This is a genomic window from Streptomyces sp. UC4497, assembly GCF_054871485.1.
Genome location: NZ_JBTYHB010000011.1, coordinates 73,997 through 100,120, shown reverse-complemented (window position 1 = coordinate 100,120; position 26,124 = coordinate 73,997). Strand labels below are relative to the sequence as shown.

Annotated in this window: 36 protein-coding genes; 7 read left to right on the top strand and 29 right to left on the bottom strand. The window is 69.0% G+C overall.

What is annotated here, in order from left to right; all coding sequences use genetic code 11:
* Window positions 1-22 precede the first annotated feature (22 nt).
* Window positions 23-679 (bottom strand): tRNA (adenosine(37)-N6)-threonylcarbamoyltransferase complex dimerization subunit type 1 TsaB, encoded by a 657-nt coding sequence (tsaB, locus tag ACYSUO_RS17675; RefSeq protein WP_461777080.1) that lies wholly within the window; start codon window positions 677-679, stop codon window positions 23-25.
* A gap of 116 nt (window positions 680-795) precedes the next feature.
* Here tsaB and ACYSUO_RS17670 point away from each other — a divergent pair, with 116 nt between their 5' ends.
* Window positions 796-1,350 (top strand): hypothetical protein, encoded by a 555-nt coding sequence (locus ACYSUO_RS17670; protein WP_461777079.1) that lies wholly within the window; start codon window positions 796-798, stop codon window positions 1,348-1,350.
* A 338-nt stretch (window positions 1,351-1,688) separates the two neighbouring features.
* On the opposite strand, the gene tsaE is transcribed toward ACYSUO_RS17670, so the two are convergent.
* From tsaE to alr, 3 genes are all read right to left on the bottom strand, one after another.
* Window positions 1,689-2,225: a tRNA (adenosine(37)-N6)-threonylcarbamoyltransferase complex ATPase subunit type 1 TsaE gene (gene tsaE / locus ACYSUO_RS17665; protein ID WP_461777078.1), complete on the bottom strand. Its 537-nt coding sequence runs from the start codon at window positions 2,223-2,225 to the stop codon at window positions 1,689-1,691.
* A complete protein-coding gene (locus ACYSUO_RS17660) occupies window positions 2,188-3,432 on the bottom strand; it encodes an alpha/beta fold hydrolase (protein WP_461777077.1) in 1,245 nt (414 codons plus the stop codon). The genes tsaE and ACYSUO_RS17660 overlap by 38 nt, the downstream gene beginning before the upstream one ends.
* A gap of 120 nt (window positions 3,433-3,552) precedes the next feature.
* Entirely contained in the window at window positions 3,553-4,740 is a 1,188-nt protein-coding gene (gene alr / locus ACYSUO_RS17655) for an alanine racemase (protein WP_461777076.1), read from the bottom strand.
* 101 nt (window positions 4,741-4,841) lie between these two features.
* Here alr and ACYSUO_RS17650 point away from each other — a divergent pair, with 101 nt between their 5' ends.
* From ACYSUO_RS17650 to infA (ACYSUO_RS17640), 3 genes are all read left to right on the top strand, one after another.
* Complete coding sequence (locus ACYSUO_RS17650) at window positions 4,842-6,287, top strand: NAD(P)H-hydrate dehydratase (protein ID WP_461777075.1); 1,446 nt, start codon at window positions 4,842-4,844, stop codon at window positions 6,285-6,287.
* A gap of 167 nt (window positions 6,288-6,454) precedes the next feature.
* Window positions 6,455-7,237, top strand: a complete 783-nt coding sequence (locus tag ACYSUO_RS17645) for a GNAT family N-acetyltransferase (RefSeq protein ID WP_461777074.1) — start codon at window positions 6,455-6,457, stop codon at window positions 7,235-7,237.
* Window positions 7,234-7,479 carry a translation initiation factor IF-1 gene (gene infA / locus ACYSUO_RS17640; RefSeq protein ID WP_426901870.1) on the top strand — a complete coding sequence of 82 codons (246 nt, stop codon included), beginning with the start codon at window positions 7,234-7,236 and terminating at the stop codon, window positions 7,477-7,479. Before ACYSUO_RS17645 ends, infA (ACYSUO_RS17640) begins: the two co-directional genes overlap by 4 nt.
* Before the next feature lie 35 nt (window positions 7,480-7,514).
* On the opposite strand, the gene ACYSUO_RS17635 is transcribed toward infA (ACYSUO_RS17640), so the two are convergent.
* Window positions 7,515-7,886 carry a holo-ACP synthase gene (locus ACYSUO_RS17635; RefSeq protein WP_461777073.1) on the bottom strand — a complete coding sequence of 124 codons (372 nt, stop codon included), beginning with the start codon at window positions 7,884-7,886 and terminating at the stop codon, window positions 7,515-7,517.
* 60 nt (window positions 7,887-7,946) lie between these two features.
* Window positions 7,947-8,192, bottom strand: coding sequence for a hypothetical protein (locus tag ACYSUO_RS17630; RefSeq protein WP_403852514.1), 246 nt, complete (start codon window positions 8,190-8,192; stop codon window positions 7,947-7,949).
* Between the two features lie 176 nt (window positions 8,193-8,368).
* On the opposite strand from ACYSUO_RS17630, the gene coaA reads away from it, so the two are divergent.
* Window positions 8,369-9,382 carry a type I pantothenate kinase gene (gene coaA / locus ACYSUO_RS17625; RefSeq protein ID WP_461777072.1) on the top strand — a complete coding sequence of 338 codons (1,014 nt, stop codon included), beginning with the start codon at window positions 8,369-8,371 and terminating at the stop codon, window positions 9,380-9,382.
* Window positions 9,383-9,399: 17 nt separating this feature from the next.
* Window positions 9,400-10,350, top strand: a complete 951-nt coding sequence (locus ACYSUO_RS17620; RefSeq protein WP_461777071.1) for a DUF389 domain-containing protein — start codon at window positions 9,400-9,402, stop codon at window positions 10,348-10,350.
* A gap of 4 nt (window positions 10,351-10,354) precedes the next feature.
* Here the strand turns inward: ACYSUO_RS17620 and glmM are convergent, their stop codons facing one another.
* The 3 genes from glmM to rplM all read right to left on the bottom strand — a co-directional run bounded on the left by glmM (window position 10,355) and on the right by rplM (window position 12,816).
* The gene (gene glmM / locus ACYSUO_RS17615; protein WP_461777070.1) at window positions 10,355-11,713 is read right to left on the bottom strand and encodes a phosphoglucosamine mutase; all 1,359 of its coding nucleotides are present in this window, start codon (window positions 11,711-11,713) and stop codon (window positions 10,355-10,357) included.
* A gap of 99 nt (window positions 11,714-11,812) precedes the next feature.
* Window positions 11,813-12,328 carry a 30S ribosomal protein S9 gene (gene rpsI, locus ACYSUO_RS17610; RefSeq protein WP_327661994.1) on the bottom strand — a complete coding sequence of 172 codons (516 nt, stop codon included), beginning with the start codon at window positions 12,326-12,328 and terminating at the stop codon, window positions 11,813-11,815.
* Between the two features lie 44 nt (window positions 12,329-12,372).
* Entirely contained in the window at window positions 12,373-12,816 is a 444-nt protein-coding gene (gene rplM / locus ACYSUO_RS17605) for a 50S ribosomal protein L13 (protein WP_461777069.1), read from the bottom strand.
* 350 nt (window positions 12,817-13,166) lie between these two features.
* On the opposite strand from rplM, the gene ACYSUO_RS17600 reads away from it, so the two are divergent.
* Entirely contained in the window at window positions 13,167-14,015 is an 849-nt protein-coding gene (locus ACYSUO_RS17600) for a hypothetical protein (protein WP_461777068.1), read from the top strand.
* Between the two features lie 24 nt (window positions 14,016-14,039).
* Here the strand turns inward: ACYSUO_RS17600 and truA are convergent, their stop codons facing one another.
* The 20 genes from truA to rplN all read right to left on the bottom strand — a co-directional run bounded on the left by truA (window position 14,040) and on the right by rplN (window position 26,115).
* Window positions 14,040-14,894, bottom strand: a complete 855-nt coding sequence (gene truA, locus ACYSUO_RS17595) for a tRNA pseudouridine(38-40) synthase TruA (RefSeq protein WP_461777067.1) — start codon at window positions 14,892-14,894, stop codon at window positions 14,040-14,042.
* Window positions 14,895-14,972: 78 nt separating this feature from the next.
* Window positions 14,973-15,458, bottom strand: coding sequence for a 50S ribosomal protein L17 (rplQ, locus tag ACYSUO_RS17590; protein WP_266713111.1), 486 nt, complete (start codon window positions 15,456-15,458; stop codon window positions 14,973-14,975).
* A 167-nt stretch (window positions 15,459-15,625) separates the two neighbouring features.
* The gene (locus tag ACYSUO_RS17585; protein ID WP_003966937.1) at window positions 15,626-16,648 is read right to left on the bottom strand and encodes a DNA-directed RNA polymerase subunit alpha; all 1,023 of its coding nucleotides are present in this window, start codon (window positions 16,646-16,648) and stop codon (window positions 15,626-15,628) included.
* Between the two features lie 160 nt (window positions 16,649-16,808).
* On the bottom strand, window positions 16,809-17,213 hold the full coding sequence (rpsK, locus tag ACYSUO_RS17580) for a 30S ribosomal protein S11 (RefSeq protein WP_003948617.1): 405 nt from the start codon (window positions 17,211-17,213) through the stop codon (window positions 16,809-16,811).
* 65 nt (window positions 17,214-17,278) lie between these two features.
* The gene (gene rpsM, locus ACYSUO_RS17575; RefSeq protein ID WP_306320981.1) at window positions 17,279-17,659 is read right to left on the bottom strand and encodes a 30S ribosomal protein S13; all 381 of its coding nucleotides are present in this window, start codon (window positions 17,657-17,659) and stop codon (window positions 17,279-17,281) included.
* 209 nt (window positions 17,660-17,868) lie between these two features.
* Window positions 17,869-17,982: a 50S ribosomal protein L36 gene (gene rpmJ, locus ACYSUO_RS17570; protein WP_003974245.1), complete on the bottom strand. Its 114-nt coding sequence runs from the start codon at window positions 17,980-17,982 to the stop codon at window positions 17,869-17,871.
* A 58-nt stretch (window positions 17,983-18,040) separates the two neighbouring features.
* Window positions 18,041-18,262 carry a translation initiation factor IF-1 gene (gene infA, locus ACYSUO_RS17565; RefSeq protein ID WP_003948620.1) on the bottom strand — a complete coding sequence of 74 codons (222 nt, stop codon included), beginning with the start codon at window positions 18,260-18,262 and terminating at the stop codon, window positions 18,041-18,043.
* 374 nt (window positions 18,263-18,636) lie between these two features.
* Complete coding sequence (gene map, locus ACYSUO_RS17560) at window positions 18,637-19,473, bottom strand: type I methionyl aminopeptidase (protein ID WP_461777066.1); 837 nt, start codon at window positions 19,471-19,473, stop codon at window positions 18,637-18,639.
* A 125-nt stretch (window positions 19,474-19,598) separates the two neighbouring features.
* Complete coding sequence (locus tag ACYSUO_RS17555; protein ID WP_461777065.1) at window positions 19,599-20,246, bottom strand: adenylate kinase; 648 nt, start codon at window positions 20,244-20,246, stop codon at window positions 19,599-19,601.
* Window positions 20,246-21,559 (bottom strand): preprotein translocase subunit SecY, encoded by a 1,314-nt coding sequence (gene secY, locus ACYSUO_RS17550; protein WP_461777064.1) that lies wholly within the window; start codon window positions 21,557-21,559, stop codon window positions 20,246-20,248. The genes ACYSUO_RS17555 and secY overlap by 1 nt, the downstream gene beginning before the upstream one ends.
* A gap of 242 nt (window positions 21,560-21,801) precedes the next feature.
* Window positions 21,802-22,257 carry a 50S ribosomal protein L15 gene (rplO, locus tag ACYSUO_RS17545; protein ID WP_266713101.1) on the bottom strand — a complete coding sequence of 152 codons (456 nt, stop codon included), beginning with the start codon at window positions 22,255-22,257 and terminating at the stop codon, window positions 21,802-21,804.
* 2 nt (window positions 22,258-22,259) lie between these two features.
* A complete protein-coding gene (gene rpmD / locus ACYSUO_RS17540) occupies window positions 22,260-22,442 on the bottom strand; it encodes a 50S ribosomal protein L30 (protein WP_030567278.1) in 183 nt (60 codons plus the stop codon).
* Window positions 22,442-23,047 (bottom strand): 30S ribosomal protein S5, encoded by a 606-nt coding sequence (gene rpsE, locus ACYSUO_RS17535; RefSeq protein WP_266713097.1) that lies wholly within the window; start codon window positions 23,045-23,047, stop codon window positions 22,442-22,444. Before rpsE ends, rpmD begins: the two co-directional genes overlap by 1 nt.
* 66 nt (window positions 23,048-23,113) lie before the next feature.
* Entirely contained in the window at window positions 23,114-23,497 is a 384-nt protein-coding gene (gene rplR / locus ACYSUO_RS17530; protein ID WP_403852536.1) for a 50S ribosomal protein L18, read from the bottom strand.
* A 3-nt stretch (window positions 23,498-23,500) separates the two neighbouring features.
* Window positions 23,501-24,040, bottom strand: a complete 540-nt coding sequence (gene rplF, locus ACYSUO_RS17525; protein WP_461777063.1) for a 50S ribosomal protein L6 — start codon at window positions 24,038-24,040, stop codon at window positions 23,501-23,503.
* 24 nt (window positions 24,041-24,064) lie between these two features.
* Window positions 24,065-24,463, bottom strand: a complete 399-nt coding sequence (gene rpsH, locus ACYSUO_RS17520) for a 30S ribosomal protein S8 (protein WP_158989430.1) — start codon at window positions 24,461-24,463, stop codon at window positions 24,065-24,067.
* Window positions 24,464-24,672: 209 nt separating this feature from the next.
* Window positions 24,673-24,858, bottom strand: coding sequence for a type Z 30S ribosomal protein S14 (locus tag ACYSUO_RS17515; protein ID WP_003948630.1), 186 nt, complete (start codon window positions 24,856-24,858; stop codon window positions 24,673-24,675).
* 5 nt (window positions 24,859-24,863) lie between these two features.
* The gene (rplE, locus tag ACYSUO_RS17510; protein WP_389270534.1) at window positions 24,864-25,421 is read right to left on the bottom strand and encodes a 50S ribosomal protein L5; all 558 of its coding nucleotides are present in this window, start codon (window positions 25,419-25,421) and stop codon (window positions 24,864-24,866) included.
* Window positions 25,421-25,744 (bottom strand): 50S ribosomal protein L24, encoded by a 324-nt coding sequence (gene rplX, locus ACYSUO_RS17505; protein ID WP_190084421.1) that lies wholly within the window; start codon window positions 25,742-25,744, stop codon window positions 25,421-25,423. Before rplX ends, rplE begins: the two co-directional genes overlap by 1 nt.
* Window positions 25,745-25,746: 2 nt before the next feature.
* Complete coding sequence (rplN, locus tag ACYSUO_RS17500) at window positions 25,747-26,115, bottom strand: 50S ribosomal protein L14 (protein ID WP_003974257.1); 369 nt, start codon at window positions 26,113-26,115, stop codon at window positions 25,747-25,749.
* Window positions 26,116-26,124: the final 9 nt, after the last annotated feature.

Below are 26,124 nucleotides of genomic sequence, written 5' to 3'. Positions count from 1 at the left end.
CGCAGCGATACGTCCACGGCTGTCACTTGGGGGTGACCACCTTGTAGTTCTTGGGGACCTGCGCGTCGGGGCGGCGCAGGTAGAGGGGGCGCGGTTCGAGCAGTTCCTCGCCTGCGGCCAGCTTCTCGGCGGCGAGGGCGGCGAGCGCGGCGGCCGACACGTTCTCGGGCCCGCGCGCGTCCGGGAAGGTGTCCGGGTAGAGCCGCGCGCCGGCGCCGACTGCGGGCAGGCCCTCCACCAGGGAGGCGATGTCGGCCGGCCGGTCGACGGCGGCCTCGGTGACGCGGGTCCGCGCATCCTCGTAGCGCGCCCAGTACACCTCCTTGCGCCGCGCGTCGGTGGCGACGACGAAGGGCCCCTCGACGTCCCGCGCCTCGTACGCGAGCCCGTCCAGCGTGCAGACGCCGTGCACGGGCACACCGAGCGCGAGCCCGAACGTGTCGGCGGTCATCAGGCCGACACGCAGGCCGGTGTACGGGCCGGGGCCGACGCCCACGACGATCCCGGTGACGGCGTCGAGCCGCAGGCCGGCCTCGGTGAGCACCCGGTCGACGGCGGGCAGCAACAGCTCCCCGTGTCTACGAGCGTCCACCTGACTCGACTCGGCTACGACGGAGGTCCCGTCGTGCAGGGCGACGGTGACGGCGGGGGTGGCGGTATCCAGAGCGAGCAACAGCACGCGAACAGCCTACGACCACCGGAAGGCGGACACGTCCGGACTTCCCGCAAGGCCGGGCCGCCGGGCCTCGACTGCTACCGTCACCCTGAGGTTCGTACTTGAGAGGCAGGCACCTGGTGGCACGGAGCAGCACCGGATTCGTGACCGCGCTCACGGCGGGATCACTCGTCGTGGTCGGCTTCCTCGCCTACCAGGCGTCGGCGAGCGCGCCCAGCGACCTCGCCGAGAAGAAGGGGGGCTCCTCGCCCTCCGCCTCGGCGTCGAAGACACCCAAGAAGAAGACCGACCCGAAGGCCCTGCCCGCGGGCTCCGGCTCGGGCGAGCGTGTCGTGTACGCGCTCGGCGGGGACCGGGTGTGGCTGGTCGGCGCGGGCAACAAGACGAAGTCGACGTTCCGGGTGACGCCCGGCACGGTGGACCCGGCGCCCGGCTCCTACTCGGTGACCTCGCGCTCCGGCTCCGTCACCGGCACCGACGGCGTCCCGATCGAGCACGTGGTCCGCTTCGCCTCCACGAACGGCGTGGCGATCGGCTTCAGCGCCGCCGTCAACGGTTCGACGGCCGCCCCCGACCCCGGCAAGCAGACCGGCGGCATCCGCGAGTCCCGCGAGGACGCCGACGCCATGTGGCAGTTCGCGACGATCGGCGCAAAGGTCGTCGTCGTCAAGTAACGGTTGCCGCTTCCCTCACGGGTGCGCCGACGGGCGCCACTCGCCGCGCTGCGGCTCGCTGCGCGGCTGGACCGGGCGTCCGCGCGGAGCCGGCGGCGTGGACACCGCCCGCGCCGCCGCACACGACGCCAAAAGATCCCGCATCGACACTGCGCGCGCGCCTTCACGTTCCGAAGTCGACATGGATGCCTCCCGGCCACGGTCGAGGGGACGTAGTTAGGTAGACCTAACCAACACCGGTCTCCATGTGAACACGCCGAAGCCACGCCGCGCAAGAATTTGCCGACGCCCTGTCGGGATACGTACGCCCCGGAACCCGCGCCCCGTCAGCCCACGGCTCAGCCCGCGAGCGACCCCAGGTCCGCCTCGGCCCACCGCTCCCCGATCCCGTTGAACGTCACGACCCGGACCTCGTCCGTGGTGTCACCGGTGGCCCGGTCGATGATCACGTGCAGCCGGTCGTCGGACAGCTCCTCGACCTTGCCGTCGCCCCACTCCACGACCACCACGGAGTCCGGCAGGGACACGTCGAGGTCGAGGTCCTCCATCTCGTCGAGCCCGCCCCCGAGCCGGTACGCGTCCACGTGCACCAGGGCAGGCCCGTCGCCCAGCGGCGGATGCACCCGGGCGATCACGAAGGTCGGCGAGGTCACCGCGCCGCGCACGCCCATGCCCGCGCCGAGCCCGCGCGTCAGCGTCGTCTTGCCCGCGCCCAGCTCGCCGGTGAGCATGACGAGGTCGCCGGGGCGCAGCTGTTTGGCCAGAGCGAGCCCCAACTCCCGCATCTCGTCCGGGGAGTTGACGGTGACGCTGACCGTGCTGACGGGGGTGGCGGGCTCAGCCGCCGGGCTGTGCGGTGTTGCCGGTGTCTCCATAAATCCCCACGGTAGCGGCTGTCGGCACCGCTCCCGCACGCACCAAAAGGTCCGCGAGCCGGTCCGTCACGACCTCGGGGTGCTCCAGCATCACGAGGTGCCCGGCGTCCGGTACCAGCACGTACTCGGCGTCCGGCAGCAGCGCCGCGATCGCCTCGCTGTGGTCGCTCGGCGTGACCAGGTCGTGCTCCCCCGCGAGGACGAGCGCGGGCAGGCCGGCGAAGTACGCCAGGGCGTCCGCCTTGTCGTGCTCCTCGAACGCCGGGTAGAACTCGGCGACCACGTCGATCGGCGTCCCCTCGATCATCCGCTCGGCGAACCGGGCGATGGCGGGGTCGACGTCCCGCGAGGCGAACGAGTACCGCTTGATGACCCCGGCGAACAGGTCGGCCGTCGCCCGGCGCCCCTTCTCCACGAGTTCGGCCCGCTGCCCGAGCGCCTTCAGCACGCCGGGCAGCACCCGCCGCACCGCGTTCACCCCGGCCACCGGAAGCCCGTAGTTCACCTCGCCGAGCTTCCCCGACGACGTACCGATGAGGGCGACGCCGACGACCCGGTCGCGGATCAGCTCGGGACACCGGTCGGCGAGCGCCATCACGGTCATGCCGCCCATGGAGTGGCCGACGAGGACGAGCGGCCCCTCGGGCGCGGCCGCCTCGATGACCGCCTGCAGGTCGCTGCCGAGCCGGTCGATGGAGACGGGCACCCCGTCCTCGACCTGCTCGGCGCCGCGCCCCGAACGCCCGTGGCTGCGCTGGTCCCAGTACACGCAGCGGACGACGCCGCGCAGGGCCGCGCGCTGGAAGTGCCAGGAGTCCTGGCCCAGGCAGTAGCCGTGGCTGAAGACGACGGTGACGGGCGCCGGGGTCTTGCGGCCGAACAGGCGGCGTCTGCGCGGCGTCGTACCACCGGCCTCCGGGTCAGCCTCGTCGACCTCGTAGTACAGCTCCGTGCCGTCCTCCGCGTACGCCTTCCCCGGCACGCCGCGCAGTGCTCCGTAGGGCCCCGACGCGTCGAGGGCGAGCCGCGCCTTCCTGCGCATCCCGCGCCCCACGGTCAGCCGCTCGATGGCGACGCCCGCGGCGGCCCCGGCCGCGACCACACCTATGGCGGCGCCCGCGAGGCCGGCCCGCCGCCAGTTCCCCGATGCGGCCGCTTCCGCCGCTTCGACGACGGCCGCCGTGGCCGGTGCGCTGCTCTCGCTCACGTGCCGCTCCCTGCTCCGCGTCCTGCCTGTCGTCCGGTGTCGGGTTACCCGTTCCGTTGTTGCTTCACATGGTGGCGGGTCGGACAGCCGTGCCGGTGGACCTTCAAGGCGTGACGCCGGTCACGCGCGCGTGGTCCCGCCCTCTTCGTCCACGGTGCCGCCCTCTTCGTCTACGTAGACGCGCGGTACGCGGGATCCGATGCGCGTGACGATCTCGTACGCGATGGTGCCCGACGCGACCGCCCAGTCCTCCGCGGTCGGCTCGCCGCCGTCACCGGGTCCGAAGAGCACCGCCTCGTCCCCCGCGGCCGGCTCGTCGCCGCCGAGGTCGACGACGAACTGGTCCATGGCCACCCGGCCCGCGATCGTGCGCCGCTTGCCGCCGATCAGGACCGGGGCCGTACCGGACGCGTGTCGCGGGATGCCGTCCGCGTAGCCCAACGGGACGAGGCCGAGCGTCGTCTCGCCCGGTGTGACGTAGTGATGCCCGTAACTGACGCCGAGTCCACCCGGCGCGTGCTTCACGAGCGCGAGATTCGCCTTCAGCGTCATCACGGGGCGAAGCCCGAAGTTGCCGGGCGCGCCGACCTCGGGGCTCGGCGAGATCCCGTACATCGCGATGCCGGGGCGCACGAGGTCGAAGTGCGTCTCGGGAAGGGTCAGCGTCCCCGGCGAGTTGGCGATGTGCCGGACCTCCGGGGTGACGCCCTCGCCCTCCGCGTGCGCGACCATCTCCCGGAAGGCGGTCAACTGGGCGGCGATGGACGGATGGCCGGGCTCGTCGGCGCACGCGAAGTGCGACCAGAGGCCCGTGACGTTCACGAACCCGTCCCGCTGGGCCTTCAGCGCCTCCCGTACGAGCTCGGGCCAGTCGGCGGGCAGGCACCCGTTGCGCCCGAGGCCCGTGTCGGCCTTGAGCTGGATGCGGGCGACCCGGCCCGTCGCGCGCGCGGCGTCGACGACCTCGCGCAGCGCCCACATGCCGCTCACCGACATGTCGAGATCGGCCTCGATGCCCGCCCGCCAGGGCCCGCCCGGCACCCACAGCCAGCACAGGATGCGCCCGGTGAGACCCGCCGCGCGCAGCTCCAGCGCCTCCTCGGCGGTGGCGGCCCCCAGCCACTCGGCCCCGGCGTCCTTGGCGGCCCGCGCGACCGGGATCATGCCGTGCCCGTACCCGTCCGCCTTCACGACCGCCATGAACGCGGCCCCGGGCGCATGGGCGCGCAGGGCTCGCACATTGGCCTTGAGTGCGGCCAGGTCGATCTCGGCGCGGGCGCGGAGCGGGGCAGTCACGTTCTCGTTCATGGTGAGGTCAGTGTCTCAGAGGGGTGTGACACGAGATCCGTTGGCCAATCCGGCACAAATCACTTCGGCCGGGGCGGCGGCTCTGCGAGACACTCGACACCATGCGACTCGCTCACGACGTAGAGACGGTCAGGTCCGCCGAGCGCGCCCTCATGGCGCGGCTGCCCGAGGGCGCGCTGATGCAACGCGCGGCGGCCGGTCTCGCCACCGCCTGCGCCGATCTGCTCGGCAAGGTGTACGGCTCCCGCGTCACCCTTCTCGTCGGCTCGGGGGACAACGGCGGCGACGCCCTGTACGCCGGCGCGCGCCTCGCCCGCCGGGGCGCGGGCGTCACGGCGCTGCTGCTGAACCCCGACCGGGCCCACGCCGGAGGCCTCGCGGCGCTGCGCGCGGCGGGCGGCACGGTCCTCGACGCGCAGGACGAGCACGCCACGGAGCGCGTGGGCCGCGCCGACCTCGTCGTCGACGGCATCGTGGGCATCGGCGGCAAGGGCGGCCTGCGCCCCCGCGCGGCCGAACTGGCCGACGCCGCAAGGGGAACCGTCGTGGCCGTCGACCTCCCGAGCGGCGTGGACGCCGACACCGGCGAGGTGCGCGGCGAAGCGGTACGGGCGGACGCGACCGTCACCTTCGGAACGTACAAGCCGGGCCTGCTCGTCGACCCGGCCCGCGGGTACGCGGGCGCGCTCCGCCTCGTCGACATCGGCCTCGAACTCACCGAGGTCGCGGCGACCTTGGAGTCCCTCCAGTACGCGGACGTGGCGGCGCTGCTCCCCCGGCCGACCGGCGAGAGCGACAAGTACCGGCGCGGCGTCGTCGGCATCGTCGCGGGCTCGGCCCGCTACCCCGGCGCGGCGGTCCTGGCGGTGGCGGGCGCGCTGCACGGCGGGGCGGGCGCCGTCCGGTACGTGGGCCCGGCCGCGGACGCGGTGCTCGCCCGCTTCCCGGAGACGCTCGTCTCGGCCGGACCGCCGGCGAAGGCGGGCCGGGTCCAGGCCTGGGTGCTCGGCCCCGGCCTCGGCGACGACACGTCGGGCCTGCACGACGTCCTGGCCTCGGACGTCCCGGTCCTGATCGACGCGGACGGGCTGCGCCTCGCGGACCCGGCGACGGTCCGCGCCCGCACGGCGCCCACCGTCCTGACCCCGCACGCCGGGGAGGCGGCCGCACTCCTCGGTGTGACGCGCGAGGCGGTGGAGGCCGAACGCCTGTCGTCCGTAAGGGAGTTGGCGGACCGCTACGACGCCACCGTCCTCCTGAAGGGCTCGACGACCCTGGTGTCGCCGCCGGACGGGGCCCGCCCGGCCCGCGTGAACCCCACCGGCACCCCGTGGCTCGCCACGGCCGGCAGCGGCGACGTCCTCTCCGGCCTGACCGGCTCCCTGCTCGCGGCGGGCCTCGCCCCGCTGGACGCGGCCTCGGTCGGCGCCCATCTGCACGGGCTCGCGGCACGGCACGCGGCGGACGGGGCACCGATCTCGGCGCAGGACGTGGCGGGGGCGCTGCGCAGCGCCTGGCAGGACGTGGTGGAAAACCGCTTCGCCTGACGCCCGCCCCTTGCTACCGTCGGCGACGACCGTGCAGTCATAGCTGGGAGGTGAGACCCGTGAACGCAGTCACCCATGGGTGCTCCCTCAGCTCGTCACGGTCCGGCGGCTGACAGCAGGTGTCGCCGGGAGCGCCCCGAGATCGAGGGCTTCCCGAGGAGACACCGATGAACACACAAAGCACCCGCCATACCGTCACTGTGACCCGCGTCGCGGACCACCAGTGGCACGCCCTGGAGGACGACGAGGTGATCGGCCGCGGCCACGCCGCGCACCGGCCCGACGGCCGCCTCTTCATCAGCGTCGACGCCTGGCACGACACCGCGTTCGCGGCCCTGGCCGAGACCCTGTTGGCGGGCCTGCCGGGCCCGCTGCACACCGTCGTCGACGAGAACGACACCGAACTGACGTCGAAATGGCGGGAGTTCGGCTTCACGGTCGGCCGCGGCGAGTGGGAGTACGCGGTCCCCACCGACCCCGCCGTCACGGACCTCGGCGCGGTGCGCCCGCCCGCGGACGTCACCGTCGTCCCGGCCGGCGCCGCGGACGGGACGCGGCTGCGCGCCCTCGACCGCACGATCCGGGACGAGATCGAGGCCACCGTCGGCTGGCGCACCATGCCGGCCGAGGTCCGGCCGCTGCCACCGGGCGTCACCGTCGTCGACCCCACGAAGTACACCGTGGCCGAGGCCCCGGACGGCGCCTACCTGGGCCTCCTGCGCCTGGCGACGGCCACCCGGCGCCCCCGCATCGGGCTGCTCGCGGTCCGCACCGACGCGCGGCGCCGCGGCATCGCGCGGGCCCTCCTGGCCGACGTACTGAACACCCTGCACCGCTCCGGCGTGCAGGCGGCGTCGGCCGAGGTGGACGAGTCGAACGAAGCGGCGGCGGCCCTCTTCGACGGCATCGGCGCGCGGCGCGTGAACCGCGCACTGGAGCTGGTCCGATGAGCGGGACGAGGGGAACCGCGAAGAACACCGGAGGCGGCGTGCACGCCGAGGGCACCGTCGTCGAGTGTCTGCGCAGTGCGATGTTCACCGTGGAGCTCGACAACGGGCACCGGGTGCTCGCGCACGTCAGCGGCAAGATCCGCAAGAACTACATCAAGATCCTGTTGGCGGACCGGGTCCAGGTGGAGATCACTCCGTACGACCTGACACGCGGCCGCATCGTGTTCCGCCACCGGGCGTAGGGCCTGCCGGCCGAGGGGCGGGGGCGGCGCCGCCCCTACCCCTCGGCCACCACGACCGCCGACGCGACCCCCGCGTCATGGCTCAGCGACACATGGAACCCCCGCACACCCAGCTCCGCCGCCCGCGCGGCCACCGTCCCGCTCACCCGGAGCCGCGGCTGCCCGCTCTCCTCGACCCACACCTCCGCGTCGGTCCAGCGCAGCCCGGCCGGCGCGCCCAGCGCTTTGGCGACGGCCTCCTTCGCGGCGAACCGGGCCGCGAGCGAGGCGATCCCGCGCCGCTCCCCGCTGGGCAGCAGCAGCTCGTCGTCCAGGAAGAGGCGCTCGGCCATGCCCGGCGTGCGCTCCAGCGACGCCGCGAACCGCTCGATCTCGGCCACGTCGATACCGACCCCGATGATGCTCATGCAGCAGACCTTACGGTCGCCGGGCCAGGACCCGGGCCGCACTCCCCCGTCGGTCCGGCCTCAGGCCGTCCGTCCCCTGTCGATCCGGTCCTGCGCGTCCCGCACGAGCTCCAGGTACTCGATCTCCTCGCAGCGCGGCTTGCTGCCGTAGCGGTAGAGGTCGAGGCAGTCGTCCAGGTCCTCGGCGATGTCCTCGTCGGGCAGTTCCAGCGCGAGTTCGCTGCAGACGTGACTCGCCCAGTCGTCCATCGCGGAGGCATCCACCGCCTTGCGGCGGACGAAATTCGGCACACGAAGCGCTGCCATCACGGTTCCCCTCCCGCCCCGCGGACAGCCTTGCGTCCCACGGGTGCACGGAATGTATCGCCACCCCCACGTACGGTCCATACCTGTGGCGAAGCTGTGACGAATGGGGTTCCCACATCCCCCGGCGTGACACACCCCACCTGCCGCGGCGCGCCACACTGCCGTAACAATGGACTGTGATCTCTCCGGTCTCCGAGTCCAAGCGACAAGCGACCTCCCGGAGCACCCACCGGCAGAAGCCGGAGGTGACTCCCTACGTCGACCTCACCCGTACGGAATGGAGCGCACTGCGCGACAAGACGCCACTCCCGCTCACCGCGGAGGAGGTCGAGCGGCTACGCGGCCTCGGTGACGTGATCGACCTGGACGAGGTCCGCGACATCTATCTGCCGCTCTCCCGCCTGCTGAACCTGTACGTGGGCGCGACCGACGGCCTGCGCGGGGCGCTCAACACGTTCCTCGGCGAGACGAACAAGAAGGCCGCCCAGTCGGGCACGCCCTTCGTCATAGGAGTCGCCGGCTCCGTCGCGGTCGGCAAGTCGACCGTCGCCCGCCTCCTCCAGGCCCTGCTCTCCCGCTGGCCCGAGCACCCGCGCGTCGAGCGCGTCACCACCGACGGCTTCCTGCTCCCCACCAAGGAGCTGGAGGCCCGCGGCCTGATGTCGAGGAAGGGCTTCCCCGAGTCGTACGACCGGCGCGCCCTGACCCGCTTCGTCGCCGACATCAAGGCCGGCAAGGACGAGGTGACCGCCCCGGTCTACTCGCACCTGATCTACGACATCGTGCCCGGCGAGAAGCTCGTCGTGCGCCGCCCCGACATCCTCATCGTCGAGGGCATCAACGTGCTGCAGCCCGCCCTGCCCGGCAAGGACGGCCGCACCCGCGTCGGTCTCGCCGACTTCTTCGACTTCAGCGTGTACGTCGACGCGCGCGCCGAGGACATCGAGGCCTGGTACCTCAACCGCTTCCGCAAGCTGCGCGCGACGGCCTTCCAGGACCCGTCCTCGTACTTCAGGAAGTACACCCAGGTCTCCGAGGAGGAGGCGCTCGACTACGCGCGCACCACCTGGCGCACCATCAACAAGGTGAACCTGCTGGAGAACGTGGCCCCCACGCGCGGGCGCGCGGGACTCGTCATCCGCAAGGGCCCCGACCACAAGGTCCAACGGCTGCGCCTGCGCAAGCTGTAGCTGCTAGAAAGACCCCCATGCTGCATCTGCGCCTCATCACGCCGTCCGGCACCACGGACGACGTGGTGCGTCTGATCGAGAAGACGACCGGGACCACGCACGTCGTGGTCCTCCCGGACGCCGCCCGCAATCCGTCGGGCGACGTCGTCATGTGCGACGTCGCGCGCGAGGCCGGTGACGAACTCATCGGCGGGCTGCGGCAGTTGGGCATCGACCGGTCGGGCTCGATCTCCGTCGAGAACATCGACCTGTCGCTGTCCCTGCGCGCCGACAGGGCCGAGAAGGACGCTCCGGGCGAGGGCGCGGACGCGGTCCTGTGGGAGCAGCTGTCGGACGCCACGCACGAGGAGTCCACGCTCACGATCACGTACGTGGCGTTCCTGGTCATCGCGACGATGATCGCGGCGTGCGGTGTCGTGCTCGACAACGCGGTCCTGATCGTGGGCGCCATGGCGGTCGGCCCGGAGTTCGGCCCGCTCGCCGGGTTCTGCACGGCCCTGGTGCGCAAGTCGCCGCGCCTCGCGTGGCGTTCCCTGGTCGCCCTGCTCGTCGGCTTCGCGGTGGCGATGGCGGTGACGGTGGGCTTCAGCTACTTCATGGACGCCATGAACCTGTTCACCGAGGGCAAGTTGGAGGGCGACCGCCCCAACACCAGGTTCATCTGGGACCCCGACGCGTTCTCGTTCGTGGTGGCCGTGCTCGCGGGCGCGGCCGGCACCCTGTCGCTCACCTCGGCGAAGTCCGGCGCCCTGGTGGGCGTCGCCATCTCGGTGACGACGGTCCCGGCGGCGGCGAACGCCGCGGTGGCGCTGAGCTACGGCGACATGGGCCAGATGTGGGGCTCGACCCAGCAGCTCCTGCTGAACCTGCTGGGGATCGTCCTGGCCGGTACGCTCACGCTCCTCGCCCAGAAGTACCTCTGGGCCAAGCAGCGCGAACGTACCGCCAAGAAGCTCGCGAAGAGCTAGAGACCTAGCCGAGCGCCGACTTCACGACGTCGGCCAGGCGCTCCGCCACGGACCGGGCCTGCCCGATGTCCGCGGCCTCGACCATCACCCGCACCAGCGGCTCCGTACCCGACGACCGCAGCAACACCCGTCCGGTCGCGCCCAGTTCACGCTCCGCGTCCGCCACGGCCTTCTGCAGCTCCGCGGACGTGGTGACGCGGGACTTGTCCACGTCCGGCACGTTGATGAGCACCTGCGGCAGCCGCTCCATGACGCTCGCCAGGTCCTTCAGCGTCCGCCCCGACTGCGCGACGCGTGCCGCGAGCAGCAGGCCCGTCAGCGTGCCGTCACCGGTCGTGGCGTGGTCGAGAACGATGACGTGCCCGGACTGCTCGCCGCCGAGCGCGTACCCGTTCTCCTTCATGTTCTCCAGGACGTAGCGGTCGCCGACGGCGGTCTGCACGAGGTCGATGCCCTCGCGCTCCATCGCCAGCTTCAGGCCCAGGTTCGACATGACGGTCGCGACCAGCGTGTCGTCGCGCAGTACGCCGCGCTCCTTCATGTCGAGCGCGAGCACCGCCATGATCTGGTCGCCGTCGACCTCGGACCCGGTGTGGTCCACGGCCAGGCAGCGGTCGGCGTCCCCGTCGTGCGCGATGCCGAAGTCCGCCCCGTGCTCGACGACGGCGGCCTTCAGCAGGTCCAGGTGGGTCGAACCGCACCCGTCGTTGATGTTCAGCCCGTCGGGCTCGGCGCCGATCGTGACGACCTCGGCACCGACCCGGATGAAGGCCTCCGGGGAGACCCGCGAGGCCGCGCCGTGCGCCTCGTCGAGGACGATCTTCAGGCCCTCCAGCCGGTTCGGCAGCACGCCCGCGAGGTGCGCGATGTACTGGTCGAGGCCCTCGCCGTACGACTTCACGCGGCCGACGCCGGAGCCCGTCGGACGGCTCCACGGGGCGCCGGTGCGGTGCTCCTCGTAGATCGTCTCGATCCGGTCCTCGAGGGCGTCGTCCAGCTTGTGGCCGCCGCGGGCGAGGAACTTGATGCCGTTGTCCGGCATGGCGTTGTGGCTCGCGGAGAGCATCACACCGAGGTCGGCGCCGAGCGCGCCCGTCAGGTACGCGACCGCGGGCGTGGGCAGCACGCCCACGCGCAGCACGTCGACTCCGGCGCTGGCCAGGCCCGCGACGACCGCGGCCTCCAGGAACTCGCCCGAGGCGCGCGGATCACGGCCGACCACGGCCACCGGACGATGGCCCTCAAAACTGCCGGCCTCGCCCAGAACATGTGCCGCCGCGACCGACAGACCGAGCGCGAGCTCCGCCGTCAGATCCGCATTGGCGACACCGCGCACGCCGTCCGTGCCGAAGAGTCGTCCCACCTTGATGTCCTCCGAACCTTCACATCGACATAAGACGAACGCCCCGGCGGCACGGTACGTGCCGCCGGGGCGAACGGAAAAACAAGCAGGCAGCGGAGTTTAGCGCTTGCTGTACTGCGGGGCCTTGCGGGCCTTCTTGAGACCGGCCTTCTTGCGCTCGACCGCACGGTCGTCGCGGCGGAGGTAGCCGGCCTTCTTGAGGGCGCCGCGGTTGTTGTCCACGTCGGCCTCGTTCAGCGCGCGGGCCACGCCGAGGCGCAGGGCACCGGCCTGACCGGAGACGCCGCCACCCGAGATGCGGGCGATGACGTCGTAGCGGCCGTCGAGCTCGAGCACCTTGAAGGGCTCGTTGACTTCCTGCTGGTGGACCTTGTTCGGGAAGTAGTCCTCGAGCGTGCGCCCGTTGACCTTCCACTTGCCGGTGCCGGGCACGATGCGAACGCGCGCGATGGCGTTCTTGCGGCGGCCCAGGCCGGCGGCCGGCTGCGGGTCACCGAAGCGGGCGGGGTTGGACTCCGAGGTGTACTCGCCCTCGACGGGCGCGTCGGACTCGGTGGTGTAGCTCTCGACGTCGGCGATCTCTTCGACCGGCGTCTCGGCGGTGGTCTCGGCCACGATTCTCCTCAGATTCTTTTCTGTCTTAGGGGGTGTGGCCGGAACTACTGCGCGACCTGGGTGATCTCGAACGGCACCGGCTGCTGGGCAGCGTGCGGGTGCGTCTCGCCCGAGTAGACCTTCAGCTTCGAGAGCATCTGACGGCCGAGCGTGTTCTTGGGGAGCATGCCCTTGATGGCCTTCTCGACGGCCTTCTCGGGGTTCTTCTCGAGAAGCTCGTCGTAGCGCACGGAACGCAGACCACCCGGGTAACCGGAGTGGCGGTACGCCATCTTCTGGGTCTTCTTGTTGCCGGACAGGTGCACCTTGTCCGCATTGACGATGACGACGAAGTCGCCCATGTCCATGTGGGGGGCATAGGTCGGCTTGTGCTTGCCACGGAGGAGAGTCGCGGCAGTGGTGGCCAGACGGCCCAGGACGATGTCCTGCGCGTCAATGACGTGCCACTGGCGAGTCACATCGCCGGGCTTGGGGCTGTACGTACGCACTTCGCAGCCTTCTTCTTCAGTAGATGGGTGCTGAACATGGCATCACTGAAGCGATCGTGCAGCTGGGGACGACAGTGCCGGGTTCAGCGCCCGTATGCCGTCCACTGGTAACTGCTCCAGGGAACCTACGTAAGGGCCTCTCGCCCGATGACGACCAGGCCGATACGTATAACAACGATCGAGACTACCTGCGCTGCCCCGGATGGGTCAAAACGCGGGCCTCCGGAGCTCCGGAGGCTGTGGATTCCGCTCTGTCGTTGCCCCTCCACGCTAACGCGCCGAAAGCCCTCACACCTCCGCCACGGGACGAGGGCCGTGCCACATCAGGCCGTACCTCTAAGATGCGCCCCATGAGTTTCGGGCAAGGGGGATCCCCGTGGGGGCCCAATGACGGCGGGTCGACCCCGGACTGGGCGTCGCTCGCGGAGGCATCAGAGGCACGCGCGCGCAAGAAGCGCTGGATGGTGATCAGCGGTGCGATCGTGGCCACGCTCGCCGTCGGTTCGGCGGTCGCGTGGGGCATCGTCTCGACGAACAAGAGCAACGAGAACGCCAACAAACCGGCCGACCAGCTGCCGAGCACGGCGGACATCCCCAGCGAGGGCAAATCGGGAGGGCCGTCCTTCGACGCGACGACGCCGCCGCCCCCGCTCGACCCGAACGACTTCATCAACAGCGCCGCGAAGGACAGGGCCCCGATCAGCGCGGACACGCTCTTCCCCGGCAAGAAGCTCACCTTCGGTGACCGCGTCTACACGAAGGGCGCCACGGCCCGCACCACCGACTGCGCGTCCGCCGCGCAGAAGGGCCTGGCCGGGGTGCTGAAGAGCAACAACTGCAACCAGCTGATCCGGGCCACGTACTACAAGGGCGACTCCGCGGTCACCATCGGTGTCGCCGTCTTCAAGACGAAGGCGGAGGCGACGAAGGCCAAGGAGCAGTACGACTTCGACGGCACGGTGGCCTCGCTGCCGGGCTCCGGGGTGCCCGCGTTCTGCCGCACCACGGTGTGCCGCCAGACCGCCAACTCGGTGGGCCGCTACACGTACTTCACCAACGGCGGCCTCACCAACGGCCGGGACGCCACGAAGAAGGACACCGTGGTGTTCTCCCTCGGCGACGACCTCCAGGAATTCACCTTCCAGCAGATCAAGCGGCGCGGCGAGATCCAGGCCTCCGCGGCGGCGACGGCGGGCTGACCGCCACCGCCCCGGGCGCCGTCCTCAGCAACATCCGGCGCCCGGGAGCGTCCGCTTGTTGCGCGCCTCCTTGTTGCGCGCGGCGAGCAACTCGTCGGCGGGGTAACCGACTTCCTCCAGCGTCAGCCCGTGCGGCCGCACCACGTGCACGGCGGAGTCCCGCACGCCCGCGGCGAGCACCTTGCCGGGCCAGTCGGCCGGCCGGTGCCCGTCGCCCACAAACAGCAGCGCCCCGATCAGGGACCGCACCATGTTGTGGCAGAAGGCATCGGCCCGCACGGTCGCGGTGATGATCCCGTCGTCCCCGCGCACGAGGCTGAGCTTCTGCAGCGTACGGATGGTGGTCGCGCCCTCACGCCGCTTGCAGTAGGCGGCGAAGTCGTGCTCACCGAGGAGCCGCTCGGCCGCCTCGTTCATCGCGTCGACGTCCAGCGGCCAGTCGTGCCACAGCACGTGGCCCCGCAGCAGCGGATCGACGCCGCCCGGGTGATCCGTCACCCGGTACGCGTACCGCCGCCAGATCGCCGAGAAACGCGCGTTGAAGCCGCTCGGCGCCTCGGCCACCGACCACACCCGCACATCCTTCGGCAGCCGCCCCGCGAGCCGCTTCAGCAGCTTCTCCCGGTGCTCGGCCCACACCGGCTCCGGCAGGTCCACGTGCGCCACCTGCCCCCGCGCGTGCACCCCCGCGTCGGTCCGCCCGGCGACCGTCAGGTCGTACGACTGCTCGGACCGCGTCACCGTGCGGAGCGCGTCCTCGATCTCCCCCTGCACGGTCCGCCGCCCGGAGGCCTGCTTGGCCCACCCGGAGAAGTCCCTGCCGTCGTAGCTCACGTCGAGCCGCAGCCGCACGAAGCCGTCGGCCACCTCATCACTCACAACAAACAATCCTTAGGGAGAAACGGAAAGCGGGCCCGCCCCGGAAGGGCGGACCCGCTCACACACAAGGCGTCAGCCTCAGGCGTCCTTGGACTCCTCGGCGGCAGCCTCGGCCGGAGCCTCGGTCTGCGCCTCGGTGGCCTCGGCGTCCTTGGCGGCACGCTTGGTGGCGGCCTCGGCCTCACCGGTGGCCTGCTGCTGGACCGTCAGGGCCTCGACCAGCTCGATGACAGCCATGGGCGCGTTGTCGCCACGGCGGTTACCGATCTTGGTGATACGGGTGTAGCCACCCGGACGGTTCTCGTAGCGCGGGGCGATCTCGGTGAAGAGCGTGTGGACGACGCCCTTGTCCGAGATGACCTGGAGCACCTGACGGCGGTTGTGAAGGTCGCCCTTCTTCGCCTTGGTGACCAGACGCTCCGCGTACGGACGCAGACGACGCGCCTTGGCGTCGGTCGTCGTGATCTTGCCGTGCTCGAAGAGGCTCTTCGCGAGGTTCGCGAGGAGCAGCTTCTCGTGCGCGGCGCTGCCGCCCAGACGGGCACCCTTGGCGGGCTTCGGCATGATGTTTCTCCTAGGTGTCTGCCCCGGCCGTATCAGGTACCGGAGTCAGTATCCGAGCAGGCGGCCGCCTGTCGGAGACCCGGGCCCCTGTTTCCAGGGGCGCGGGGAACTGCGCAAACCGCAACCACGGCTCCGCAGCGATGAACCGTCCGCCGAAGCGGAGCGACTCAGTACTGCTCGGTCTCGACGAACCCGGCATCCGCGTCGTCGTCCGCGCCAAACGCGTCCGCCGCGGCGGTCGGGTCGAATCCGGGCGGGCTGTCCTTGAGGGCCAGGCCCATGCCGGCCAGCTTCGCCTTGACCTCGTCGATCGACTTCGCACCGAAGTTGCGGATGTCGAGCAGGTCGGCCTCGGAGCGGGCGACGAGCTCACCCACGGAGTGGATGCCCTCGCGCTTGAGGCAGTTGTACGACCGAACGGTGAGCTCGAGCTCCTCGATCGGCAGCGCCAGATCGGCGGCCAGGGCGGCGTCCGTCGGGGACGGACCCATGTCGATGCCCTCGGCGTCGATGTTCAGCTCGCGGGCGAGACCGAACAGCTCGACCAGCGTCTTACCGGCGGACGCCATGGCGTCACGGGGACGCATGGCCTGCTTGGTCTCGACGTCGACGATCAGCTTGTCGAAGTCGGTGCGCTGCTCGACACGCGTGGCCTCGACCTTGTACGTGACCTTGAGAACCGGCGAGTAGATCGAGTCGACCGGGATGCGCCCGATCTCCTGACCGACCTGCTTGTTCTGCACGGCGGAGACGTAGCCGCGACCGCGCTCGACGGTCAGCTCCATCTCCAGCTTGCCCTTGCCGTTGAGCGTGGCGAGGACGAGGTCGGGGTTGTGCACCTCGACACCGGCCGGGGGCGCGATGTCGGCGGCGGTGACCAGACCCGGGCCCTGCTTGCGCAGGTACATCACGACCGGCTCGTCGTGCTCCGAGGAGACGACCAGCTGCTTGATGTTCAGGATGAGGTCGGTGACGTCCTCCTTGACGCCCGGCACGGTGGTGAACTCGTGCAGGACACCGTCGATGCGGATGCTGGTGACAGCAGCGCCGGGGATCGACGAGAGGAGCGTGCGGCGAAGGGAGTTGCCGAGGGTGTAGCCGAAGCCCGGCTCCAGCGGCTCGATCACGAACCGGGAGCGGAATTCGTCGACGACCTCTTCGGTCAACGAGGGACGCTGAGCAATCAGCATGAAGTGAATCCTTCAGTCAGGGGCACCCACTATTTGATGCCCTGAGACCACCAGGCGGAGCCTGATGTCGTACCTGTCAAGAGTACGGGCGGTACGGCCCAGTACAAAGGCCGTACCGCCCGAAGAACTCAGACCAAACGGCCTGCGTTACTGACCGGAATCAGACGCGGCGACGCTTGGGGGGACGGCAGCCGTTGTGCGGCGTCGGCGTGACGTCCTGGATCGAGCCGACCTCGAGGCCGGTCGCCTGCAGGGAGCGGATGGCGGTCTCACGACCGGAACCCGGGCCCTTGACGAAGACGTCGACCTTGCGCATGCCGTGCTCCTGCGCGCGGCGGGCAGCCGACTCGGCGGCCATCTGCGCGGCGAACGGCGTGGACTTGCGCGAGCCCTTGAAGCCGACGTGGCCGGCGGAGGCCCACGAGATCACGTTGCCGGTCGGGTCCGTGATGGACACGATCGTGTTGTTGAACGTGCTCTTGATGTGCGCGTGGCCGTGAGCGACGTTCTTCTTTTCCTTGCGGCGCACCTTCTTGGCAGCGCCCTGACGACCCTTGGGGGGCATGTCGTTCTCCTACAGGGAGGTGGTCGGTCCTACAGCGAAGACCGCTGATGAGCGTCCGCTGAGGACTACTTCTTGCCCGGCTTCTTCTTACCGGCGATGGCGCGACGCGGGCCCTTGCGGGTACGAGCGTTCGTGCTGGTGCGCTGACCGTGGACCGGCAGGCCGCGACGGTGACGCAGACCCTGGTAGCAGCCGATCTCGACCTTGCGGCGGATGTCGGCCTGAATCTCGCGACGGAGGTCACCCTCGGTCTGGAAGTTCTGGTCCACGTACTCGCGGATCTTGACGAGGTCTTCCTCGCTGATGTCGCGAACGCGGATGTTGCGGTCGACACCGATCGCGTCCAGCGTCTGCTGGGCGCGCGTGCGGCCGATGCCGAACACGTAGGTGAGGGCGACCTCAATGCGCTTCTCGCGCGGGAGGTCAACACCTTCAACGCGTGCCATTCATGGCTCCTGTTGATTCTTCGGAGGTCTGCAGCAGAACCACTCCCAGCCGCCGTCCTCTTCGTTCGAAGAGTTGGTACGAACTGGGTCCCCGGCCTCCGACCGAAGGTGTCGCCACGACGGAACCGTCGCCGGCGGGCTCTGCATATGTACTCAATGTGCTGCGTCGCGCGAACTCTGCGATCGAACTGCAGTGATGCGGGTCTGCGTCAGCCCTGGCGCTGCTTGTGGCGCGGGTTGTCGCAGATCACCATGACCCGGCCGTGACGGCGGATCACCCTGCACTTGTCGCAGATCTTCTTGACGCTCGGCTTGACCTTCATGGGTGAGGTTCTCCGGGTCAGTTGCCGGCGGCCCGCCGAGGCGGGACTAGGGCAAGATCTACTTGTACCGGTAGACGATCCGGCCACGCGTGAGGTCGTACGGAGACAGCTCCACCACGACCCGGTCGTCAGGGAGGATGCGGATGTAGTGCATGCGCATCTTGCCACTGATGTGTGCCAGGACCTGGTGGCCGTTCTGGAGCTCGACCTTGAACATGGCGTTCGGCAGAGACTCGACGACAGTGCCCTCGATCTCGATGGCACCTTGCTTCTTGGCCACGCTTCGCCCTTCGAATCGACTACCTTGATCGACTCCGCGTCCGCATGGAGACATGCGCATACACGAGAGCCGACGAGTCAGTCTACGTCAGTCACCCGGGAAAGACGAATCTCGTGATTCTGCCCTACGAGCGAGATCCTTAAGCCCCACCACGCCGCCCGGAACGGGGGCCCCGGCCGCTTCGACCGTTCCTTGGCCCACCTCCCACCACCCGCCCCCTCCGGGGGCTCCAGCCCGGGCCGCCGACCGCCGATCCGCCGCCGGCCGCGGCCGCCTTGGGCAATCTGCCGCCAAGGGCGGCAGGGTGGGCAAGGCGGCACCCCGGCGCGGGGCGAGCGCTACACGAGGCCCCACCCCGTCGCCGCCCTGCGGGTTCAGCCCAGCGGGTCCGGCGCGGCCGTGACGCCCAGCTCGGCGAGCTTCGCCTTGCCACCGTCCGGCGCCGTAAGGACGAGCGGCCCGTCCTCCGTAAGCGCCACCGAGTGCTCCCAGTGCGACGACCACGTGCCGTCCGTCGTGATGACCGTCCAGTCGTCCGACAACGTCTCCGTCTTCGGCGTCCCGAGCGAAACCATCGGCTCAATGGCAAGGCAGAACCCGGGCACCAGCTTCGGCCCCTTCCCCCGCCTCCGCTCGACGTAGTTCAACAGGTGCGGGTCCATGTGCATCTCGGTCCCGATCCCGTGCCCGCCGTAGTCCTCGACGATCCCGTACTTCCCGCCACCCGGCTTCGGCTGCCGACGGATGTACGACTCGATCGCACGGGAGATGTCGACCAGCCGGTTCCCGGACTTCATCGCCGCGAGCCCGGCCCACATCGACTCCTCGGTCACCCGCGACAGCTCGATCAGCTCCGCGGAGTGCCCGGACCCGACGAAGGCGGTGTACGCCGCGTCGCCATGCCAGCCGTCCACGATGGCGCCCGCGTCGATCGAGATGATGTCACCGTCCTCCAGGACGACCTCGTCACTCGGGATGCCGTGCACCACGACCTCGTTCTTCGAGGTGCAGATGGTCGCGGGGAACCCCCCGTACCCGAGGAAGTTCGACTTCGCCCCGTGCTCCGCGAGCACCTTGCGGGCGACCTCGTCCAGATCCTTGGTGGTCGCGCCCGGCACGGCCGCCTCCCGGGTCGCCGCGTGGATCGCCGCGACGACAAGCCCCGCCTCCCGCATCTTGCGAATCTGGTCGGGGGTCTTGATCTGCACCATGGGGGCCTGCGCTCTCCGTCATCCGGTACGAGTACGAGGGTTACGTACGTCCAGTCCCCACCAACACTAAGGCCGCGGTCCCCCCGACGGGGAACCGCGGCCTCAGGCACGTCCTACGGAAGCGCTCAGCGCTTCAGGGCCTCCATGGCCCGCGCCGTGACTTCCTCGACCTTGCCCAGGGCGGAGATCGTCACGACGAGCCCCTGCTCCCGGTAGTAGTCGATGATCGGCTCGGTCTGCGTGTGGTAGACCTCGAGCCGCTTGCGCACGGTCTCTTCCTTGTCGTCGTCACGCTGGTACAGCTCTCCGCCGCAGGTGTCGCAGACACCCTCGGTCTTGGGCTGCTTGTACGTGACGTGGAAGACGTGTGCCGAGTCGTTACGGCAGATGCGGCGGCCGGCGATGCGCTTGACCACCTCGTCCTCGGGGACCTCCAGGTCGAGAACCGCGTCCAGCGTGACGTCGTCGGCCTTGAGGGCGACGTCGAGCGCCTCGGCCTGCGAGACGTTGCGCGGGAAGCCGTCGAGCAGGAAGCCGTTCACGGCGTCCGACTGCTCCATGCGGTCCTTCGCCATCCCGATGGTGACCTCGTCCGGGACCAGCTGACCGGCGTCCATGTAGGACTTGGCCTTCTTGCCCAGCTCCGTGCCCTGGCTGATGTTGGCACGGAAGAGGTCGCCCGTGGAGATGTGCGGAATCGACAGGTTCTTGGCCAGGAACGCGGCCTGCGTTCCCTTGCCAGCACCGGGCGGCCCGACGAGGACGATACGCATCAGCGGAGGAACCCTTCGTAATTGCGCTGCTGGAGCTGGCTCTCGATCTGCTTCACCGTCTCCAGGCCGACACCCACGATGATCAGGATGCTCGTGCCACCGAACGGGAAGTTCTGGTTTGCCCCGAAACCAACCAACGCCATCGTCGGCACGAGAGCGATCAGGCCCAAATACAGCGAACCCGGCCAGGTGATCCGGTTGAGCACGTACGAAAGGTACTCAGCGGTCGGTCGGCCAGCCCGGATGCCCGGGATGAAGCCACCATACTTCTTCATGTTGTCGGCGACTTCCTCGGGGTTGAACGAGATCGCCACGTAGAAGAACGCGAAGAAAACGATCAGGAGGAAGTACGTGACGATGTAAATCGGGTGATTTCCCTTGGTCAGGTGGTCGTCGATCCACACCTTCCACTGCGAATCTCCACCGGCGAACTGGGCGACCAGGGCCGGGATGTAGAGCAGCGAGGAGGCGAAGATGACAGGGATCACACCCGCCTGATTCACCTTGAGCGGGATGTACGTGGACGTACCGCCGTAGGAACGGCGGCCGATCATGCGCTTCGCGTACTGCACGGGGATACGTCGCTGAGCCTGCTCGACGAAGACCACCAGGGCGACCATGACCAGGCCGACGAGGATGACCGTGCCGAACTCGATCCAGCCGTCGGCCAGCGAGCCCTGCTTCTTGATGGCCCACAGGGCGGACGGGAAGGTGGCGGCGATCGAGATGAACATCAGGATCGACATGCCGTTGCCGATGCCGCGGTCGGTGATGAGCTCACCGAGCCACATCATGACGCAGGTACCGGCGGTCATGACGAGGACCATCGTGACGGTGACGAAGATCGACTGGTCCGGCACGATCTCGCTGGCGACGGGGCAGCCCTGGAAGAGCGCGCCGGTGCGGGCGGTGGCGACGAGACCCGTGCCCTGAAGGATGGCGAGCGCCACGGTCAGGTAGCGCGTGTACTGAGTGATCTTCGCCGTGCCGGCCTGGCCCTCCTTCTTGAGGGCTTCCAGACGCGGGATCACGACGGTGAGCAGCTGCAGAATGATGCTCGCGGTGATGTACGGCATGATGCCGAGCGCGAAGACCGTGATCTGCAACAGCGCGCCACCGCTGAACATGTTGACCAGACCGAACAGGCCGGAGCTGGAGTTGGCGACGTCCATACACGTCTGGACGTTCTGGTAATCCACGCCTGGAATCGGCACATGGGCGCCGAGCCGGTAGATCACGACGATGCCCAGCGTGAAGAGCAGTTTCTTGCGCAGGTCGGGCGTCTTGAACGCCCGGGCGAACGCGGTGAGCACGGTGCCTCCTGCGACCCCCGCGCGCGTGCGTCAGAGGTGACGGTCTTGAGGATTCGACAAATACGTAAACGGTCTAACGGCCAAGAGCCTGGATAGGTGCCGGGGGCACACTAAGCCCGGAACTTAACAACGGACGCCACCTTACCGGCGTAACTGCCCCCCTTGGAACGACCAACCGGGGATGCCCCATATGTGGGGCATCCCCGGTAGGGACGTTCACGTCATCAAGACGCCTGATTTGTTCAGACGAGCTCGGTGACCGTACCGCCTGCGGCGGTGATCTTCTCCTTGGCGGAGCCGGAGACGGAGTCGACCGTCACCTGCAGCGCCACGGTGATCTCGCCCTGGCCAAGGACCTTGACGAGGCTGTTCTTACGGACAGCGCCCTTCTCCACCAGACCCTCGACGGTGACTTCGCCACCCTCGGGGTACAGCGAGGCGAGCTTGTCCAGGTTCACGACCTGGAACTCGACCTTGAAGGGGTTCTTGAAGCCCTTGAGCTTCGGGAGACGCATGTGGAGGGGCATCTGGCCACCCTCGAAGCGCTCCGGAACCTGGTAACGGGCCTTGGTTCCCTTGGTACCACGACCGGCCGTCTTACCCTTCGACGCCTCACCACGACCGACACGGGTCTTGGCGGTCTTGGCGCCGGGGGCCGGACGGAGGTTGTGGATCTTGAGCGGGTTCTGCTCACCCATGATCAGTCGACCTCCTCGACCGTCACGAGGTGGCGGACGGTCTGCACCATGCCGCGGAACTCGGGACGATCCTCCTTGACGACCTGCGTGTTGATCCCCTTGAGACCAAGGGAACGCAGGGTGTCACGGTGGTTCTGCTTGCTGCCGATGTACGACTTCGTCTGCGTGATCTTGAGCTGTGCCATTACGCAGCACCAGCCCCGGCACGCGCACGCAGCAGGGCCGCGGGAGCGACGTCCTCGAGGGGCAGACCACGGCGGGCCGCGATCTCCTCGGGACGCTGCAGACCACGCAGGGCCTCCACCGTGGCGTGCACGATGTTGATCGCGTTCGACGAACCGAGCGACTTCGACAGGATGTCGTGCACGCCCGCGCACTCGAGCACGGCACGCACCGGACCACCGGCGATAACACCGGTACCGGGGGAAGCCGGCTTGAGCAGGACGACGCCCGCAGCCTTCTCGCCCGTGATCGGGTGCGGGATGGTGCCCTGGATACGGGGGACCTTGAAGAAGTGCTTCTTGGCCTCCTCAACACCCTTGGCGATGGCGGCCGGCACCTCCTTGGCCTTGCCGTAACCGACACCCACGGTGCCGTCACCGTCGCCCACTACGACGAGCGCAGTGAAGCTGAAGCGACGACCACCCTTCACAACCTTGGCGACGCGGTTGATCGCGACAACGCGCTCAACGTACGCGGTCTTCTCGGCGGCGTTGCCACCGTCGCGACCCTTCCGGTCCCGCCGCTCGCCGCCACCGGCACCGCCACCGCGGCGCTGGGGTCCAGCCATTGGAATTACCTCTCTCTGTTTCCGCTAGCTACGCAGCACAAAAGTCGCTGCGCGAACGGGCAAGACTCAGAACTTGAGTCCGGCTTCGCGGGCGGCGTCCGCCAGGGCAGCGATGCGCCCGGCGTACTGGTTACCACCACGGTCGAACACGACAGCCTCGACACCGGCGGCCTTGGCGCGCTCGGCGACCAGGGCGCCGACCGACTTGGCCTGCGAGGACTTGTCGCCCTCGCCGCCGCGGATCGACGTGTCAAGGGTCGACGCCGACGCGAGGGTGTGACCCTTAACGTCGTCGATGACCTGCGCCACGATGTTCCGGTTCGAGCGCGTCACGACCAGGCGCGGACGCTCGGCCGTACCCGACATGTTCTTACGGATACGAATGTGGCGGCGCTTGATGGCCGCACGCTTGTAAGCGTCGCCCTTAGCGATCTTCTGACCGTATGCCATGGCTTACTTACCCGCCTTTCCGACCTTGCGGCGGATGACTTCGCCTTCGTACTTGACGCCCTTGGCCTTGTACGGGTCGGGCTTGCGCAGCTTGCGGATGTTGGCCGCAACCTCGCCGACCTTCTGCTTGTCGATGCCCTCGACCGAGAACTTGGTCGGCGACTCGACCTTGAAGGAGATGCCCTCGGGCGCCTCGATCAGGATCGGGTGGCTGTAGCCGAGCGAGAACTCCAGGTTGGAGCCCTTCGCCAGGACGCGGTAACCGACACCGCTGATTTCGAGCTTCTTCACGTAACCCGTGGTCACGCCGGTGATCATGTTCGCCACCAGCGTGCGGGACAGGCCGTGGAGGGCCTTGTTCTGACGCTCGTCGTTCGGGCGGGTGACGGCCAGAACGCCGTCCTCACCCTTGGCGATCTCGATCGGCGCAGCAACGGTGTGGCTCAGGGAACCCTTGGGGCCCTTGACCGCAACCGTCTGGCCGTCGATGGTGACGTCCACGCCGGCGGGAACCGTGATGGGGAGCTTGCCAATACGCGACATAGCTGTTTCCTCCGATTCCTTCCGCTACCAGACGTAGGCGAGGACTTCCCCACCCACGCCCTTCTTGCCTGCCTGCTGGCCGGTCAGGAGACCGTGCGACGTGGAGATGATCGCCACGCCGAGGCCACCGAGAACCTTCGGCAGGTTGGTGGACTTCGCGTAAACACGCAGACCCGGCTTGGAGATGCGCTTGATGCCGGCGATCGAACGCTCACGGTTCGGGCCGAACTTCAGCTCCAGGACGAGGTTCTTGCCGACCTCGGCGTCCTCGACCTTCCAGCCGGTGATGAAACCCTCCTGCTGGAGGATCTCCGCGATGTGCGACTTGATCTTGCTGTGCGGCATCGACACGGAGTCGTGGTATGCCGAGTTCGCGTTCCGCAGACGCGTAAGCATGTCTGCGATCGGATCAGTCATGGTCATGAATTGGCCTTCGGCCTCTCTCGCCGGGGTTTCCTGTATGCGCCATCCCTCTCCCCACACAGGGGCGGGACGGGTGCGGCGCGGGGACCTACGGCGTAGTAAGTCGGTCAGGGCGGCAGACGCCCAACTCTCCTAGCCTAAGCCATGAGAGCTGGGGCCTCTGCCGACCCTCTACTTACCGAGAGATCCGGGCAATCCCAACTAAGGGATTACCAGGAGCTCTTGGTCACGCCCGGCAGCTCGCCACGGTGAGCCATCTCACGAAGGCACACGCGGCAGAGGCCGAACTTGCGGTACACGGAGTGCGGGCGGCCGCAGCGCTGGCAGCGGGTGTAGCCACGGACACCGAACTTCGGCTTACGAGCAGCCTTGGCAATAAGAGCCTTCTTCGCCATCTCGCTTACGCCTCCTTGAACGGGAAGCCGAGGTGACGCAGAAGGGCACGGCCCTCGTCGTCGTTGGTCGCCGTGGTGACCACGGTGATGTCCATACCCCGGACGCGGTCGATCTTGTCCTGGTCGATCTCGTGGAACATGACCTGCTCCGTGAGACCGAAGGTGTAGTTGCCACGGCCGTCGAACTGCTTGGGGGACAGACCACGGAAGTCGCGGATGCGCGGAAGCGCGAGCGACAGGGTGCGGTCCAGGAACTCCCACATGCGGTCGCCACGGAGCGTGACGTGGGCACCGATCGGCTGACCCTCACGCAGCTTGAACTGCGCGATGGACTTGCGAGCCTTGGTGATGGCCGGCTTCTGGCCGGTGATCGTCGTGAGGTCACGGACGGCACCGTCCATGAGCTTCGAGTCACGGGCGGCGTCGCCGACACCCATGTTCACGACGACCTTCACGAGACCGGGAATCTGCATGACGTTCTCGTACGAGAACTCCTCCTGCAGCTTCGCCGTGATCTCCTCGCGGTACTTCGTCTTGAGACGCGGAGTGGTGGTGGTCGTCATCAGATGTCCTCACCCGTCCGCTTGGCAACGCGGATCTTGTTGCCCTCGTCGTCGAAGCGGAAACCGACGCGCGTGACAACCTTGTTGCCGTCCTTCTCCACGACCAGCTGGACGTTGGAGACGTGGACGGGGGCCTCGGTGGTCACGATGCCGCCGGCCTGCGAGCCGCTGGCGGTCGGGCCGGCCTTCGTGTGCTTCTTGACCCGGTTGACACCCTCGACCAGGACGCGCTCGTCGCGCGGGTAAGCGGCAATGACCTTGCCCTGCTTGCCCTTGTCCTTACCGGTGATGACCTGGACCAGGTCGCCCTTCTTGATCTTCATGCTTACAGCACCTCCGGCGCGAGCGAGATGATCTTCATGAACTTCTTCTCGCGCAGCTCACGGCCGACCGGGCCGAAGATACGGGTGCCGCGGGGGTCGCCGTCGTTCTTCAGAATGACGGCGGCGTTCTCGTCGAAACGGATGTACGAGCCATCCGGACGGCGACGCTCCTTGACGGTGCGAACGATGACCGCCTTGACGACGTCACCCTTCTTCACGTTGCCACCGGGGATCGCGTCCTTGACGGTGGCGACGATGACGTCACCGATGCCCGCGTAGCGGCGACCCGAGCCACCGAGAACACGGATGGTGAGAATTTCCTTCGCACCCGTGTTGTCGGCGACGCGCAGTCGCGACTCCTGCTGGATCACGTCTATCTC